Here is a 15,326-nt window from a genome sequence, read left to right as displayed (position 1 = left end):
CGGCGCACGGCGAATCCGGTTGGACGTGCCGCGCCGCGCTGTATCAAGAAATCGTGTAGCGATTTTGCGGACCGCCGACGTAGAGGTCTCTGGCCAGCGTAAGAATCTGCTCGCGATGACGGTCAAAGGCCGCCAGCACGGCTGGTTCGTCGGAACCCACATTGGGGCTCAGATTCGAAATCACCGAATCGTTGACGGCGAAGGCTATCTCACGTGCGTTGTCGTAGCCCCAGAAATTGACGCAATGATGGAAGGCGTCGTAGCTTCGGCTCGGGTTTGGGAAGTTAAGGGTCATTTCCGCGCTCCGCGGCGGTTTGTTCTTCTTCACGGTGCGCTGAATGCCTTCGGCGGTCAAGAGATCGATTGTAAGTGTATTGATATATGGGGGTTTTTGCCTTTGGCGGCGGCATTGGCTGTTTGCCTGCTCGGCGCTTTTTAGCTGTGTGCTTACGGGGTTGGCCTTTCCTTGATCTTGTTTGCCTGCTCGGCGCTTATCTCTGTGCGCCTGCAGCGGTGGTTTTTTCTTTTGTTTTTGGTTTATTAGCGTTCCCCCTGTGCGGGGGAGCACCTACTTTTCTTTGCCGGCCGCAAAGAAAAGTAGGCAAAAGAAAGCGGCTTTACACCGCCAGCTCTTAAGCGGGTCCCCTGGCTTGGAGGAGGTAGTGGCGCATCTGGAATCGGTGTTCTCGCACATTCCGCGCTGGTGACAAGGCCGTCATCCTTCCGGCGGCGCTGCGCGCGCCGCCGCGGTGCTTCTCAAAACCGATGGGGCGTACGCGCTTTCCGCATCATCCTTCCCGCCTCGCACTGCGTGCTCGCCGGAACGGTCTGCCGGGAAAACCCGCGGCTCTTCGTTTGCACGCGGTCGGGGCCAAAGGCTTCGCCTCGGCGAAGTGCCGAAGTTTGAGAGTGCGAGCCACTATGCGGGCGAAACGTCGACGTTGAAACTGGCAGACGGTTTTGCGAAGTACCGCCGAACGTCCAAACCGACAGGCCGTTTTGTGAAGTTACGCCGAGCGCCCAAACCGGCGGGCGGTTTTGTGAAGTAACGCCGAACGCCCAAACCACCCGGCGGTTCAATGAAGTACCGCTACGGCGCGCGCAGCGCCGCCGGAAGTATGACGGCCTTGTCACCAGCGCGGAGTGTGCGGGAACACCGATTCCAGATGCTCCACTACCTCCTCCAAGCCAGGGGACCCGCTTAAGAATTGGCGGTTTGAGCCGCTTTCTTTTGCCTACTTTTCTTTGCGGCGGCAAAGAAAAGTAGGTGCCCCCCGCACAGGGGGAACGCTAATAAACCAAAAACAAAAGAAAAAACCACCGCCGCAGGCGCACAGAGATAAGCGCCGCGTAGACAAAAAAATCAAACCGTCACCACGATCTTGCCAAACTGCTGATTAGACTCAAGATACCGATGAGCCTCAACAATCTGATCAAGCGAAAAAACCTTATCAACCACGGGCGCCAGCCCCCCAGTAGCGAGTCCATCGAGCACAAACTTCCTGGCCATGGCAAGTCGCTCAGGATCCCGTACGATCTGTTTGTACTGGTAACCGTGAACGGTCAACCCCTTCGAAAGAATTGGAAAAAGCGGAAACGCCGCCGGCTCGGCACTCAGCGCGCCATACTCAAACAGAATCCCACCTTCGCCCATCGCCTCGGCAAGCTGCGCAAACGTAGCCCCAACAACCGGATCAAACGCAACCCGGGCGCCCTTGCCGCCCGTAATCTCACGCACTCGCGCAACTAAATCCTCTTCAGCAGTAGCAATCACATAATCCGCACCGACGGCCAACAAAGCATCCCGTTTGGCCCGCGTCCGCGTCGTCGCAATGGAAGTCGCCCCGACCATCTTCGCGATCTGGATCGCCGCCAACCCAACACTGCTCGAGGCCGCGGTGATGATCACCGCATCGCCCGCTCGAAGTTTCGCTATGTCGATCAGCGCGCCCCATGCCGTTACATACTGCATCCAGATCGCCGCGGCTTCAGTCCAACTCAGCGACGCCGGATGCTTCACCGCCATCTCGGCCGGCACGGTCGCGACCTCGCCGTACATGCCCCACCGCGTGATCGACAAAGGCGGAATGACACTCACGTGGTCGCCGAGCGCCACGTTCGTCACCCCAGCACCAAGCGCGCTCACTATCCCCGCCGCTTCGTAGCCAAGGCGCGCCGGAAACACCGGGCTCTCGACGTAATGCCCCGAACGGAACATGGATTCAGCACGGTTCAGGCCGAGCGCCTTGACCTGCAACGCAATCTCACCCGGACCCGGCGGCGGGACCTCCACGTCTTCGATCCTCAGCACCTCAGGGCCACCGTTTTCATGAATTCGTACGATGCGCGGCATGCTCACTCTCCAACAGGTTAGGTATGAACTCACTATAATTCGAACCATTACGGCGATAAATCGCGCTTTTGATCCATCTATCAAAACATCTGGTTTCCAATCATGGATCGACTTACCAGCATGGCGGTGTTCGTCAAGGCGGCCGAAACTGGCTCGTTCGCTGCTGCGGCGGCCGCATTAGGGCTTTCGTCGCAGATGGTCGGCAAGCACATCCGCTTTCTCGAAGCGCGCTACGGCATGCGGCTCATCGACCGCACCACGCGCCGTCAAAGCCTGACCGAAGCAGGCAGTGCCTTCTACGAGCGCAGCAAGGCGGTGCTGGTGGAAGCTGACGCGGCGGAAGCACTGGCGGCCAATTTGCAGGCAGCGCCGCGCGGCACGCTGAAAGTCAACGCGCCGGTAAGCTTCGGCGCGCACAGTCTCACGCCGGCCCTCGCGCGGTATATGAAGCAGTATCCGGAAGTCGATATCGATCTGACGCTGAGCGACCGCATCGTCGATCTGGTCGATGAAGGGTTCGACGCGGTGGTGCGAATTGCGCCGCTGCCGGACTCGCGGCTGATCGCACGTTCGCTCGCGCCGTACCGGTTGGTGGCGTGCGCGTCGCCCGCTTATCTGGAAGAGCGTGGTGCGCCTGTGCGGCCCGCGGATCTTGTCGAACACGAATGCCTGGGTTTTGCATACTGGGCGCGCCCGCCGATGCGCGAATGGGAATTCACGGACGCGCAGGGACCGCACACCGTGCGAGTGACGAGCCGCCTTTCGATCAACAACGGCCAGGCGCTGCGCAGCGCGGCGCTGGCAGGCCTCGGCATCATTCAACAGCCGCGCGAGATGCTCGATGAAGACCTCGCCAGCGGTCGGCTCGTCCAAGTGCTGCCGGGCTATGAATCGCCGTCGCGGCCGATGCATATCCTGTTCTCGCCCGATCGGAAATCGACACCCAAGTTGCGCAGTTTCATCGATTTCGTCGTAGCGACGTTCGGTTGAATGTGCCTGCCGCCCACCGCGCGTGCGTTCAGCCAGCCACCTCGGCGAGCAGTTCACGCACCGCCACCCTCGCCTCATGGCCTAACTCCTTCAGATCGACGCCGTCGACCTGGTCGTCGGTGACAACACGTTTGCCCGCGGAAAACAGCGCCGCCAGTGACGGCCTGCCGCCCGACGCCACTGGCCCGATCGCCGGATCGTGCAAACCGAAGTAACGCGGATCGTCGAGCCGGTAGATCGCCAGGTCCGCCGCATAGCCCGGCGCGATCTTGCCGACTTCGTCCAGCCCCATGATCCGCGCACCGCCCGTAGTGCCCCAGTGAATCACATCGGCGATGCTCGCCGCATTCGCCCCGCCTTCGAAGCTGCCGCCGCGGAACTTAGGCTGTGCCATCATCCCGCGCCGCGCACGTTGCGCAAGCCACGTCATGTGGACTTCGGAGATCATGTCGGCCGCTTCGTTCGACGCCGCGCCATCGACGCCGATCGACACCGGCACACCCGCGTCCGCCATCTCGCGCACCGGACAGATACCGCTGCCCAGCCGCCCGTTGCTCTGCGGACAATGCGCGACGCCGGTGCCCGTTTGCGCGAGCATCGCGATTTCGTCGGCGTCGACTTTGACCAGATGCGCGTACCAGACGTCGTTGCCGAGCCAGTCGTGCTCGCCGCAGAAGGCGACCGGCGATTGCCGGTACATCGAATGCGCGCTGTCCTGGTAGCCGACCGTCTCCGACAAATGGCTGTGCAGACGCAGACCGAGCCGGCGCGCCACCGCTGCCGTCTCTCGCATCTCCGCGGGCGAGATCGAATACAGCACGGTGGTCGGCGCCATCACGACGCGCTGCATCGCGCGCGGAGAAGTGTCGTGGTATTCGCCCGCAAGCCGTTCGATATCGGCGACATATGCATCCAGTGTTTCGGGCCGCAACGCCGTCGGCAATTCGGCTTCGAGTTGCCGCGTTTGCGTGGCGCCGCCGCGCAGCAGCACGAAACGCAAGCCGAGCTTTTCCGCTTCTTCGAACAGGATCGCCGAGCTGTCGAACGGCATGTCCGGGTAGTAGACGTAGTTGTGATCAGCCACCGTCGCACAACCCGAGCGCGCCAACTCGATCAGGCCGATGCGCGCCGCGAGCCTGAAGCGCCGTTCGTCGAACAGCGCGCGAAAGCGATACGGCGTCGCGGCGAGCCACGGCGTGAGCGTTGCATCGAGACCGGCCGTGTCACCCTTGAGCAGCGACTGGAACAGATGGTGATGGGTGTTGACCCACGCCGGGTAGATCACGCAATCGGTGGCGTCAACGATCGCTTCGCCCGGCCGCGGACTCAACGCGCCGATCGCGTCGATCGTATCGCCGACAATCCGAATGTCGGGACCATTCACGCGCGCTGGATCGTCAGTCGAACCACGGCCACCGGTCATGATGGCGGCGGCGTTGCGGATCAGCGTGGAGTGCTTCGTGTCGGAGGTAGTCATGAGAGGAAGCTCAAAGTTGGCTATCGTGCCAGCCGCGCAAACCGATGCGCGACACCCACGCCGTGATGGCGAACAGCACCACGCCTGTCACGGTAATAAGCAGCAGGGCCGCGAACAGCCGCGGAATATTCAACTGGAATCCGGCTTGCAGAATCTGATACGCGAGCCCGGCACCACTGCCGCCCGTCCCCGCGACGAACTCCGCCACCACCGCGCCGATCAGCGACAGGCCGCTGGAAATCCGCAAACCGCCGAAGAAATACGGCAACGCGCTCGGAATCCGCAAACGCAGCAAAGTCTGCCAGCGGGTCGCACGGTTGATCTTGAACAGGTTGATAAGGCCGGGATTCACGCTGCGCAAACCGAGCGCCGTGTTCGAGATGATCGGGAACAACGCGACGAGCGTGGCGCACAACACCAGCGCGACGTTCATGTCCTTGACCCAGATGATGATCAGCGGCGCAATCGCAACAACCGGCGTGACCTGCAACAGGATCGCATACGGAAACAGACTCGCCTCGATCAGCGGACTCTGCACGAACAGCAAGGCGATCACGACGCCGAGCGCAGTGGCAAGTGCGAACGCCAGCAACGTGATCTTCAACGTCGCGAGCAAACTGCCGAACAGCAAAGGCGCGTCCTGCACCAGTTCACTGACGATCGCCGACGGCGACGGCACCAGGTACACCGGCACCTTGAACAGTACGCACCAGCCCTGCCATAGCGCCAGCACGATCACGCCGACAACCCACGGCGCGATCGCCTTCGTCATGCCCGGATGTTGCAACCACGGTCGGCGCGCGGGCTTCGCTGCCGACGCGTTCCGCTGGGTGTTGGCCGAATGACGCGCAAGCACTTCGCCTGTCATGATTGCACTCCTGTTTCTTCGTTCTCAAACGACGCGCGGTGCGCATCGGTAATCAACTCGGAGAGCGTCTTGCAATGCTGCATGAAGGGCTCGCTGACGCGGTACGCATCGTCGCGTTCGAGCGGAGCGTCGATCGGTACTTCGGCGATGACGCGGCCCGGCCGCGCCTGCATCACGACCACCCGGCTCGACAGATAGACCGCTTCGTAAATGCTGTGCGTGACGAACACCACCGTCATGCCGCGCCGCTGCCATAGTGCGCGCAAATCGCTGTCGAGGCGGTTGCGGGTGAATTCGTCGAGCGCGCCGAACGGCTCGTCGAGCAGCAGCAGATCGGGCTCGGTGACAAGCGCGCGCGCCAGCGACGCGCGCATCTGCATACCGCCCGACAACTCGCGTGGCAACACCTTGCCGAACTTCGCGAGACCCACGCCTTCCAGCGCCTCGACCACGCGCGCATCCGCTTCGCGGCGTGCTACATGGGCGAGGTCGAGCGGCAAGCGGACGTTCTCGGCGACCGTCGCCCACGGCATCAGCGTGGCCTCCTGGAACACCATCGACATGCGCCGCCCTTTTGAGCCGACCGTGTCGAACGATTGCCCCCACCAGCGCAGATGACCGTGCGTCGGCGTTTCGATGCCGGCGAACATCTTCAGCAGCGTGCTCTTGCCGCAACCGGACGGCCCGAGCAGCGAGATGAACTCGCCCGGCTCGATCGCGAGGCGCACGTCTTCGAGCGCGACCGTGCCGTTCGGATAGCGCTTGTCGACGCGCTGCACCGACAGCAACGGTACCGGAGCTTTAGGGGAATAGGTTTCAGTCGGCACCATGACTACTCCTCCGTTTGAATGGGGAACACTTCGCGAAATACCTCGGCTTCGCCGTTGTCGTTCAACAGCTTCAGCAACATGCGGCGCATCAGCAAACCCGGCTGATCCGATTCCATATGGCACTCATGCTGGCGGCGCACGTCGATGCATGCGTCGTAGTCGGTGGCTTCGAGAATGTCGCGGTCTTCGTCGGTGATCGGTCGATCCCAGTCGATCAGCTCCTGCATCGAACACGCGTCTTCGGTATCGTTGCGATAGAGCCATTGCGACAGCATCATCGTGCGATCGTCGATCGGTGTCGCGCAGTTGTAGATGATGTGATGGATGCCGCTCGCCGGATACATGCAACCGAAGCGGCGCGCGAACGGCATGAACCAGCGGTTGATCAGATGACGTTCGGTGACTTCCTCGGTCGTGCCGGTGATGCGATAGCTGGCCGGCGGATTGCGCACCGGCACATGCGTCTCGGCCTCGAAGCCCCATTCGTGCAGACGGAATTCATATTTCGACGGTTTCGGATTGTCGAACAGACCGAAGTTGGCTTTGTGCACGAAGCTGAAGTGCGAGTTGTCGAACGAGTTTTCCATCATCCGCAGCGGGCTCGTTTGCCAGCGCTCGTAGAACTGCAGGATGCGGCGATAACCGGGTGCGCCGTCTTCGGGAAACGCAGGGATCGGTTGCAACGGATCTTCGAGCGCGACCCACGCGTAGCCGTAGCGTTCCTCGCAGTGATACGACTGCACGATCGCGCGCGACGGAATCGCGCCGCCGCCGTTCTGCGGAATCTTCACGCATTGACCGGAGCAGTCGTAGGTCCAGCCGTGATAACCGCAGGCGATGTTGCCGTCGCTATCGACAAAACCCTTCGACAGTTTCGCCGTCCGGTGGCAGCAGCGATCGCGCAACGCGTACGGCTTGCCGCCTGCGCCCTTCCACAGCACGATCGGCTCACCGAGCAAGGTGAACGGCTGCGGGCCGGCATCGAGTTGCGTCATCGGCATGATTGCGTACCAGAAGCGGCGCAAGACTTTTTGACGGGTGACCAGCATGGAGAAACTCCTTCTTCAAGCGTCCAGGCATTCGTGTGGTGCATGCGGTGCATGCGTTAAGGGCAACCCTTAGGGCATGACCTTCGCGTTCTGGATGATTTGCAACGTGTAGGCGCTGTGATAATCGGTAGCGGGCTTGAGCAGCTTCGCGTCGACCATGTAGTCGAAGGTCTTCTTCCAGCGCGCGTCAGTCATCGTTCCGATGCCTTGCGTGGCCGCATCGCCGCCGGTGACGAGCTTGAGTTTCTTCAGTTGCGCGACGCCGTAAGCGAGTTGCGCGTCGCTCATCTGCGGGTTGTCTTTCTTGATCAGCGCATTAGCCGGCGCAGGATCGTTCAGATAGCTTTTCCAGCCTTCCATCGATGCCTTCACGAAACGCGCCACCACGTCCGGCTTGTTCTTGAGCGTGTCGCGCATCGTCACGATCGTCGAGTTGTACGGCGGATAACCGTCGTCGGCGAACAGGAAGAAGTGCGCGTTCACGTGGGCCTGCCCGGCCTGAAAAGTTTCCGACGACGGATACGCCTGCATCGCCACGTTCTGATCGGCAAAGAACGGTTGCAGGTTGAACGTGTACGGACGCGCTTGCGCTTCGGTGTAGCCGTATTTCGCTTTGAGCCAAGGCCACCAGGTCGTGCGGCCCGAGCCGGCGACGAGGATCGTCTTGTTCTTCAGGCCCGCGAGACTCGTCACGTCGGCGTGCGTCATCATGCCTTGCGGGTCGAACTGGAACGCGGCAGCAACCGTGGTGACGGGAATGCCAGCTTCGACACTGGAGAGCACCTGAAAGTCGTAGCCCATCAGGAAGTCAGCCTGGCCACCCGCCAGCAATTGCATGCCGTTCACTTGCGGGCCGCCCATCTTGATCGTGACATCCAGCCCGTACTTCTTGTAGATGCCGGTCGCCACGGCCTGATAGAAACCACCGTGTTCGGCCTGCGCGTACCAACTTGTCAGCAGCGTCACGTGATCGTCGGCGTGAGCCAACGGTGCAGCGAGCGCGACGCCGGCGAGCGTGGCGGCGCTCGCGATGCGAGCAACAACTAGTGACCCAACTAAGGACCCAAATGAGGCTCCGAATGGGGACCCGAATGAGGACCCGAATGAGGAACAAAGCGAACGGCCGCCAATGGCAACGCGGGAAATGCGAGCAACGCGAGAAAGAAGACGCAAAACGCGCATGACTGAACTCCGTGTGAGCGTGGGGATAGTGGGAAGGCAAAGCGATAAGGAGCGGTCGACGTGACCCGTGCAACGTGCGCGCAGCACTTGACCTGCGGACGAACGCAGATCGCCTCGCGCAATGGCAAGGACGCACAACAGTCGGGTGAAAAATTGGGGCAACTGCATCGCACGCTCCTTGTTGGCGGAACCGGACGGTTCCGTTCAAACGCCGAATCGCTTCGACGTGGGCGCACGATGCGCCCCAAGAGCAATGCCCCACGATGACCGGCACTTTCATGCCGGCTCGCTAGCCGCTTCTACTCTGATTCTCCTTTAAGCGAATGTTGTGCCAGTTGCTGCGAAGCACCATAGGACGCGGCAATGCGAGCGTTTTGGGATGTCACGCGACGGCCGATGCACCGGAATTTTGCACTCACGCGAAGCGGGTCGGCACTGCGTGAGTGCATCCAGTGCACCTTCCACGGCGGCAATAGGAAGAGCAAGCTGCCGGAACGCAGCGACGAGGGCGCAATCAGTCGCCCGCCACTCGTCCAGGTAAAAAAGCGGCCAGGATGAACCGTTAGCAAGTTGAAAAAAAACAAATAAGGCGAAACCCCGTCAGCCAGTCGAAAATAGCTCCAGAATCAATAAGCAAGCGGCTTTGCTGCCGGTTACGCGGCAAAGCCGCAGCATTTCACCCTTCGGCGCCCTTTCAGAGGGAAGACATTTTTTCCGAATTATTACTGATTATTTTTTTAAAGCGATGCACTATTTTGCTGCATGCAGCAATGTGCGCGCAAAGCGAACCGGCTGCCGCCCCTCAACAGATAAGAATGGAGACGGTCATGTTCACCCTCTCAACCTCGTCCAGCTCGCATCCCTCCCCAAAAGTCTCAATCTGCCTGCCGACCTACAATCGGCCAGAACTGATCGCGGAGTGCATCGATTCGTGTCTCGCGCAGACGTACGGCAATCTGGAGATTGTGATCGGAGACGATTCAAACGACGACCGCACCCAGCAGTTGATCGCGCAGCGCTATCCGAACGAGCCGCGCATCTGCTATGAGCGGAACCAGCCGTCTCTCGGCCAGGCGCGCAATGTCGCGAGCCTTTTCAAGCGGGCGAGCGGCGACAAGATCCTGCTGATCCACGACGACGACTTCCTCGCGACCGACGGCATCGAAAAGCTGGTGTCGCTATGGAAGCTTCATCCACAGCTCGAAGTGGCGTTCGCCGATCAGTACGAGGCGGATCACACCGGCGCCATCGACTTCGACGCCAGCACGCGCCTGAACACCGCGTTTCGACGCACCAGGGACGCGGAAGGCCTGCAGCCGCTGCCCGGCAGAACCGGGCTGATCCAGATGTTCCCGAACAACGGCTGGATGGCCAACGCGGAACTCGTGAAGCGGATCAGCTATAAGGAAGAGTACGGCATGTGCTGCGATTTCGTGTTCGGCACCGAACTCTGTCTCGCCGCGCGCGAGGTGTTCTATCTGCACGAATACGTGTCGGTCTATCGCAAGACGGCGACCTCGATTTCGCACAGCACGCGTGGCACGACGATCGCGGCAACCGTCACCGCCTATGCGTTCGTGAAAGCGCTGAAACTCCCGCCGCAACTGGAGCCGTCGCGCAAACTGGCATTGCGCCGGCTCGTGCCGATCGTCGTTTCGGTCTATGCAAAGAATCGCGAGCCGCTGCTCGGCTTGAAGATCGCGCTCACCCATCTGTTCGCGTACAACTATGGTTTCAACATGCGGCTTTACTATCACTTGCTGATGCTCTCGCGTGCGGCGGCGGCTGGGCGGCAGCGGGCGGTGGCGGTGGCAGCGGCGCCCGCTGCTGTCGTCGATCCAACCGCTGTCACAGATCGCTCCGAACTCATCTAGGCGTGCGGCAACGCCTGCTGTCAGTCTCCAGGCAATGCCTGCGCGGCAGCAGGCGCAAATGGTCGAACGGTGCGCTTTCGCCGCGTCAGCGCATAGGTGGCGACGCGATCGAGCGCCGTGCACAACACCAGGTAGATGCAGCCGACGAGCAGGAAAATCTGCGCCGGATACACCATCAGCCGGTTGCTTACCTGCGTCGCGACGAACGACAATTCGCCCACGCCGACGATATACGCGAGCGACGTGTCCTTCACCAGCGACACCCATTGATTCACGAACGAAGGCGCCATGATGCGCATCGCCTGCGGCAGCAACACGTAGCGCAATGCCTGCATTCGCGTGAGTCCGAGCGACAGCCCCGCCTGCCATTGGCCGTCGCCGACCGCGCGAATGCCCGTGTGCACCGAGTGCGCCAGATAGGCGCCGCCGATCAGCGACAACGCGCAGACCACCGTCGCGAGGCCGGGCACGTCGACATGGAACACGATCGGCAATAGAAAGTACGTCCAGAAGATCAGCATCAGCACCGGAATCGCGCGAAAGAAGCCGATCACGAGCAGCAACGGCACGCGCACGATACGCCCGGCCAGCGCCAACGCAATGCCCCCGGCCACGCCGAGCACGGCCGATAGAAGCGCGGAACTCAAGGCGAGCACGAGCGTGAGCGCCGCACCGCCGAGCGGTCCTTGCGGAAATGCGCCGACCAGCAGATAGGGAAGGTTATTGGCGAGCAGCGACCATTGCATGTTTAGCGCCTCGCCAATGAACGGTCACGCGGATGCGCCACCGTGTGCGAGACCGCTTCGATCAACGCGATGGCGGCGATATACAACACGGTCGCCATGCCGAACGCCTCGAAAGTCTTGAAGGTTTCGGTCTCGACCTGGCGCGACGCATAGGACAATTCGGCGAGACCGATCGCCATTGTCAGCGAGGAATTTTTCACGAGGTTCATGTATTGACCGAACAGCGGCGATAGAGAGATGCGCACTGCTTGCGGCAACACGATATAGCGGAATGCCTGCAACGGCGTGAGGCCGAGTGCGGCTGCCGCGTCATGTTGACCAACCGGCACACCGCGCAAACCGGCCTGAAATTCCTCGGCGATAAAGGCCGCCGTGTAGCACGTCAGCCCTATCCAGCCCGCGACGAATTCGAACGACGGCCAGCGCAACGCATACGCGCCGATACGCACGCTATGCGGCGTGTTCAGCCATTGCATCAGCGCGTCGGGCATCAGCGTGGCCGCGCCGAAGTACCAGAAGAACAGTTGCACCAGCAACGGCGTGTTGCGAAACGCAATTACGTAAGCAGCCGTCGTGTGACGCAACCAGCGGTAGCGCGCGTGGCGCGCAATCGCCAGCACGAAGCCGAACGCAGTGGCCGCGAGCGCCGCCGTCAATGCGAGCCCGACGGTCACGCCGAAGCCTTGCCACAACCACGTTAGATACTTTGGAGCGAGCCACGCTTGCATCGTTAAACCTGCTTCGTTTGAAAACGCCGACGGGCACGCTCTGAGCGTGCCCGTTTATTACCCATGCTGCGCAGTTGCGCTCAGGTTTTGTCGCCGATCTTGAAGATGCGCGTGAGCGGTGTCTTCGTTTGCGGGCCGAACCAGCGGTTGTAGATCTTCGCCGCCGAGCCGTCGGCTTCGAGTCCCTTCAGCGTGTCATTCACGAAACTGACGAGCCGTGTCTCGCCCTTCGGAATACCGACGCCCATGTAGTCGTTCGAAATCGTGAACGCCGGAATCTCGTAGTTCTGCTTGTCCGGCACGTTGGCGAGCAAACCGACCAGCTTCGGACCATCTTGCGTGATCGCCTGCACGTTGCCCGCGCGCAAAGCCGCGAACGCGAATGGCGTGTCGTCGTACGCGACGATGGTGGCTTGCGGGAATTTCTCGCGCAGCGTGATTTCGTTGGTGGTGCCCTTGTCGGCGCCAACGCGCAAGCTATTGACCTGGTCCGCCGACTTCAGCACGCCCTTCTTCGCCAGAAACTGCTGGCCCGACGAGAAATACGGAATGCTGAAATCGACCTGGCTGGCGCGCTCGTCGGTGATCGTGAAGTTGGCGAGCACGAGATCTACTTTCTTCGACGTCAGGAACGGAATGCGGTTGGCCGGGTTGGTCGGTTGCAGTTCGAGCTTCACGCCGAGCTTGTCGGCGAGCGCCTTCGCGTAATCGACATCGAGCCCGACGATGTGGTTGCTCGTCGCGTCGACGTAACCGAACGGCGGATTGCTGTCGAAGGTCGCGACGCGCAGCACGCCGGCCTTCCTGATGTCGTCGAGACGGTCGGCGTGCGCGACGCTCGACACCGCCATCGTCAGCCCCATGACCCATGCAGCGAGCGTTTTCGATTTCATTTTTATGGGCCTCTTGAGGTGTGGTGCCTATGCAATGTTTCAGAAACGGATGCGTCCTCGTGATATCCGGGTAACAGCTGGGTAACAGCCGGGTTGAAACCCGCAGTGCGAACCGCACAGTGCAACATTCGCAATGCAACCCGCTATCGACGCATGGCCGCCACATTAGCAGTGGCGGCGCCACCACTGAACCAAGAAATGCTCCTGTAATAAGCGCGTTTTCTGCTAAGCATCCGCTGATTAGCAAACGCGTATTTGTCGCTTGGTCCGGCGCGTGCGGTTGATTAGGATGAACTTCAAACTCATCAGCCTCGGAGATTGTTCGCCATGTCCGACAGTGCCTGTTTCAAGCCGCGCGTGATCGAGCCGGTTGTCGTCAATCAGCCGGAAGGATTGGGGCTCGCGGTGGAGTTGTGGCTCGCGCATCCTGTCGATGGGATCGCGGGGCGAGCGTTGCAGATTCATTTGCGCAGCGACGCGAAGATGGCGCAGGCCGAGGCGCTGCGCGATCTGCTGCATGCGTTGGGGACGGAGATCGTGGTGGCGTGAGTGGGCGCCCTCGCCTCTGGTTCGGCATAACCCGGTTTGGCGACGCCGTAACAAAACGGCGGCCGGGTTACTCCGGACCGCCGTTCTCAATCATGGCTCAAGCGTGCAGTTCGAGCTTCAAGGCTCGTTACGCAGATACCCTTCTTTCGACGGATCGCGCATCCGCAGCGACACAAGACCGGCGATCGCACACAGCGCGGTCACGTACCAGTAGAACATCGACTCGTTGCCCACCGACTTCAGCCACAGCGCGACGTACTCCGCCGAGCCGCCGAAGATCGCATTGGCCACCGCATACGAGAGCCCGACGCCGAGCGCGCGCACTTGCGGCGGGAACATTTCGGCCTTGATCAGCCCGCTGATCGACGTATAGAAACTGACGATCGCCAGCGCCACCACCACCAGACCGAAGGCCGCATACGGGCTCGTTACGTCTTTCAGCGCGTGCAGCAGCGGCACCGTGCCGATCGTCGCGAAGAAGCCGAAGAACAGCATCGAACGACGCCGGCCGATGCGATCCGACAACGCGCCGAACGCGGGCTGCATCACCATGTAGACGAAGAGCGCCGCGGTCATCACGTTGCTGGCCGTCTTCGCGTGCATGCCGGCCGTGTTGACCAGGTACTTCTGCATGTAGGTCGTGAAGGTGTAGAAAATCAGCGAACCGCCGGCCGTGAAGCCGAGCACCGTCATGAACGCGCCCTTGTGCAGCCAGAGACCGCGCAGCGTGCCGGCTTCCTTGCGTTGACGCGATTCGGCGGTGGTGGTTTCGTCGAGCGATTTACGCAGATACAGCGCGACCAGCGCCGCCACCGCACCGATCACGAACGGCACGCGCCAGCCCCACGCCTTGAGTTCCTCCGTGGAGAGCGTCTGTTGCAGGACCACCAGCACCAGCAGCGCGCACAACTGGCCGCCGATCAGCGTGACGTACTGGAACGATGCGAAGAACCCGCGGCGCCCCTTGAGCGCGACTTCACTCATATAGGTGGCGCTGGTGCCATACTCGCCGCCCACCGAGAGGCCCTGGAATAGACGCGCGACCAGCAGCAGCGCCGGCGCCAATGCGCCGATCTGCGCATAGGTAGGCAGCACGGCGATCACGAGCGAGCCGCCGCACATCATGAACACCGATATCATCATCGCGGTACGGCGGCCGTGCTTGTCGGCGAGACGCCCGAAGAACCAGCCGCCGATCGGACGCATCAGGAAGCCGGCCGCGAACACGCCGGCGGTGTTGAGCAACTGCGTGGTGGTGTTGCCGTTTGGGAAGAACGCTGGCGCGAAGTACAGCGCGCAGAACGAGTACACGTAGAAGTCGAACCACTCGACTAGATTGCCCGATGAAGCGCCAACGATCGCGAAGATGCGGCGGCGAGTGTCGTGCGCCGAGGCCACGGTTTGGTCGGTTAGGTCGGTCATGCTGTTGTCTTTCCTTGTCTTTTAAACGGAGGAAGCGGTCGTAGCGCCGCTTTCAATACACGCAATGCGGTGGACATGGCGCGCGTGCGCGGATTTTACAGAATTGCAAGGGGAAGATGGGGTTTGTTGTCGTCGCTGGTGCGGGAATGAAGGTAGTGGTTTTTTTGCCTTTGGCGGCGGCATTGGTTGTTGTGCCTACGGCGGTGGCCTTTCCTTGCTTTCTTTTTGGTTTATTAGCGTTCCCCCTGTGCGGGGGGGCACCTACTTTTCTTTGCCTGCCGCAAAGAAAAGTAGGCAAAAGAAAGCGGCTCACACCGCTAGCGCTTAAGCGGGTCCCCTGGCTTGGAGGAGATAGTGGAGCATCT

14 protein-coding genes are annotated in these 15,326 nt (G+C 61.2%); 3 read left to right on the top strand and 11 right to left on the bottom strand.

The window, feature by feature from the left end:
- Nucleotides 1-43 precede the first annotated feature (43 nt).
- Together AC3WOG_RS09260 and AC3WOG_RS09255 are read right to left on the bottom strand one after the other, a co-directional pair.
- The gene (locus tag AC3WOG_RS09260; RefSeq protein WP_492579751.1) at nucleotides 44-295 is read right to left on the bottom strand and encodes a DUF1488 family protein; all 252 of its coding nucleotides are present in this window, start codon (nucleotides 293-295) and stop codon (nucleotides 44-46) included.
- Between the two features lie 1,068 nt (nucleotides 296-1,363).
- Nucleotides 1,364-2,353 (bottom strand): zinc-dependent alcohol dehydrogenase family protein, encoded by a 990-nt coding sequence (locus tag AC3WOG_RS09255; RefSeq protein WP_492577703.1) that lies wholly within the window; start codon nucleotides 2,351-2,353, stop codon nucleotides 1,364-1,366.
- A 102-nt stretch (nucleotides 2,354-2,455) separates the two neighbouring features.
- Between AC3WOG_RS09255 and AC3WOG_RS09250 the strand changes: the two genes are divergently transcribed.
- Nucleotides 2,456-3,343: a LysR family transcriptional regulator gene (locus tag AC3WOG_RS09250; protein ID WP_492577702.1), complete on the top strand. Its 888-nt coding sequence runs from the start codon at nucleotides 2,456-2,458 to the stop codon at nucleotides 3,341-3,343.
- Between the two features lie 28 nt (nucleotides 3,344-3,371).
- Here the strand turns inward: AC3WOG_RS09250 and AC3WOG_RS09245 are convergent, their stop codons facing one another.
- From AC3WOG_RS09245 to AC3WOG_RS09225, 5 genes are all read right to left on the bottom strand, one after another.
- Nucleotides 3,372-4,820, bottom strand: a complete 1,449-nt coding sequence (locus tag AC3WOG_RS09245; RefSeq protein WP_492577700.1) for an isoxanthopterin deaminase — start codon at nucleotides 4,818-4,820, stop codon at nucleotides 3,372-3,374.
- A gap of 10 nt (nucleotides 4,821-4,830) precedes the next feature.
- Nucleotides 4,831-5,592, bottom strand: a complete 762-nt coding sequence (locus AC3WOG_RS09240) for an ABC transporter permease (RefSeq protein WP_492579750.1) — start codon at nucleotides 5,590-5,592, stop codon at nucleotides 4,831-4,833.
- A gap of 92 nt (nucleotides 5,593-5,684) precedes the next feature.
- Nucleotides 5,685-6,518 (bottom strand): ABC transporter ATP-binding protein, encoded by an 834-nt coding sequence (locus AC3WOG_RS09235; protein WP_492577699.1) that lies wholly within the window; start codon nucleotides 6,516-6,518, stop codon nucleotides 5,685-5,687.
- 2 nt (nucleotides 6,519-6,520) lie between these two features.
- Nucleotides 6,521-7,567 (bottom strand): Rieske 2Fe-2S domain-containing protein, encoded by a 1,047-nt coding sequence (locus tag AC3WOG_RS09230; protein ID WP_492577698.1) that lies wholly within the window; start codon nucleotides 7,565-7,567, stop codon nucleotides 6,521-6,523.
- Nucleotides 7,568-7,636: 69 nt separating this feature from the next.
- Nucleotides 7,637-8,599: an ABC transporter substrate-binding protein gene (locus AC3WOG_RS09225; RefSeq protein WP_492579749.1), complete on the bottom strand. Its 963-nt coding sequence runs from the start codon at nucleotides 8,597-8,599 to the stop codon at nucleotides 7,637-7,639.
- Between the two features lie 977 nt (nucleotides 8,600-9,576).
- Here AC3WOG_RS09225 and AC3WOG_RS09220 point away from each other — a divergent pair.
- A complete protein-coding gene (locus tag AC3WOG_RS09220; protein ID WP_492577697.1) occupies nucleotides 9,577-10,623 on the top strand; it encodes a glycosyltransferase family 2 protein in 1,047 nt (348 codons plus the stop codon).
- 20 nt (nucleotides 10,624-10,643) lie between these two features.
- Here the strand turns inward: AC3WOG_RS09220 and AC3WOG_RS09215 are convergent, their stop codons facing one another.
- The 3 genes from AC3WOG_RS09215 to AC3WOG_RS09205 form a co-directional block, all read right to left on the bottom strand.
- Complete coding sequence (locus AC3WOG_RS09215; RefSeq protein ID WP_492577696.1) at nucleotides 10,644-11,369, bottom strand: amino acid ABC transporter permease; 726 nt, start codon at nucleotides 11,367-11,369, stop codon at nucleotides 10,644-10,646.
- A gap of 2 nt (nucleotides 11,370-11,371) precedes the next feature.
- Nucleotides 11,372-12,097, bottom strand: a complete 726-nt coding sequence (locus AC3WOG_RS09210; protein WP_492577695.1) for an amino acid ABC transporter permease — start codon at nucleotides 12,095-12,097, stop codon at nucleotides 11,372-11,374.
- Between the two features lie 80 nt (nucleotides 12,098-12,177).
- Nucleotides 12,178-12,990, bottom strand: coding sequence for an ABC transporter substrate-binding protein (locus tag AC3WOG_RS09205; protein ID WP_492577694.1), 813 nt, complete (start codon nucleotides 12,988-12,990; stop codon nucleotides 12,178-12,180).
- A 327-nt stretch (nucleotides 12,991-13,317) separates the two neighbouring features.
- Between AC3WOG_RS09205 and AC3WOG_RS09200 the strand changes: the two genes are divergently transcribed.
- Nucleotides 13,318-13,539 carry a hypothetical protein gene (locus tag AC3WOG_RS09200; protein ID WP_492577693.1) on the top strand — a complete coding sequence of 74 codons (222 nt, stop codon included), beginning with the start codon at nucleotides 13,318-13,320 and terminating at the stop codon, nucleotides 13,537-13,539.
- 117 nt (nucleotides 13,540-13,656) lie between these two features.
- Here the strand turns inward: AC3WOG_RS09200 and AC3WOG_RS09195 are convergent, their stop codons facing one another.
- Nucleotides 13,657-14,961 (bottom strand): MFS family transporter, encoded by a 1,305-nt coding sequence (locus AC3WOG_RS09195; RefSeq protein WP_492577692.1) that lies wholly within the window; start codon nucleotides 14,959-14,961, stop codon nucleotides 13,657-13,659.
- Nucleotides 14,962-15,326: the final 365 nt, after the last annotated feature.

The sequence above is a fragment of the Paraburkholderia sp. FW306-02-B genome (assembly GCF_058782725.1).
The sequence above is the reverse complement of the archived record's forward strand: the minus strand, read 5'-3'. Positions and strand labels throughout refer to the sequence as shown.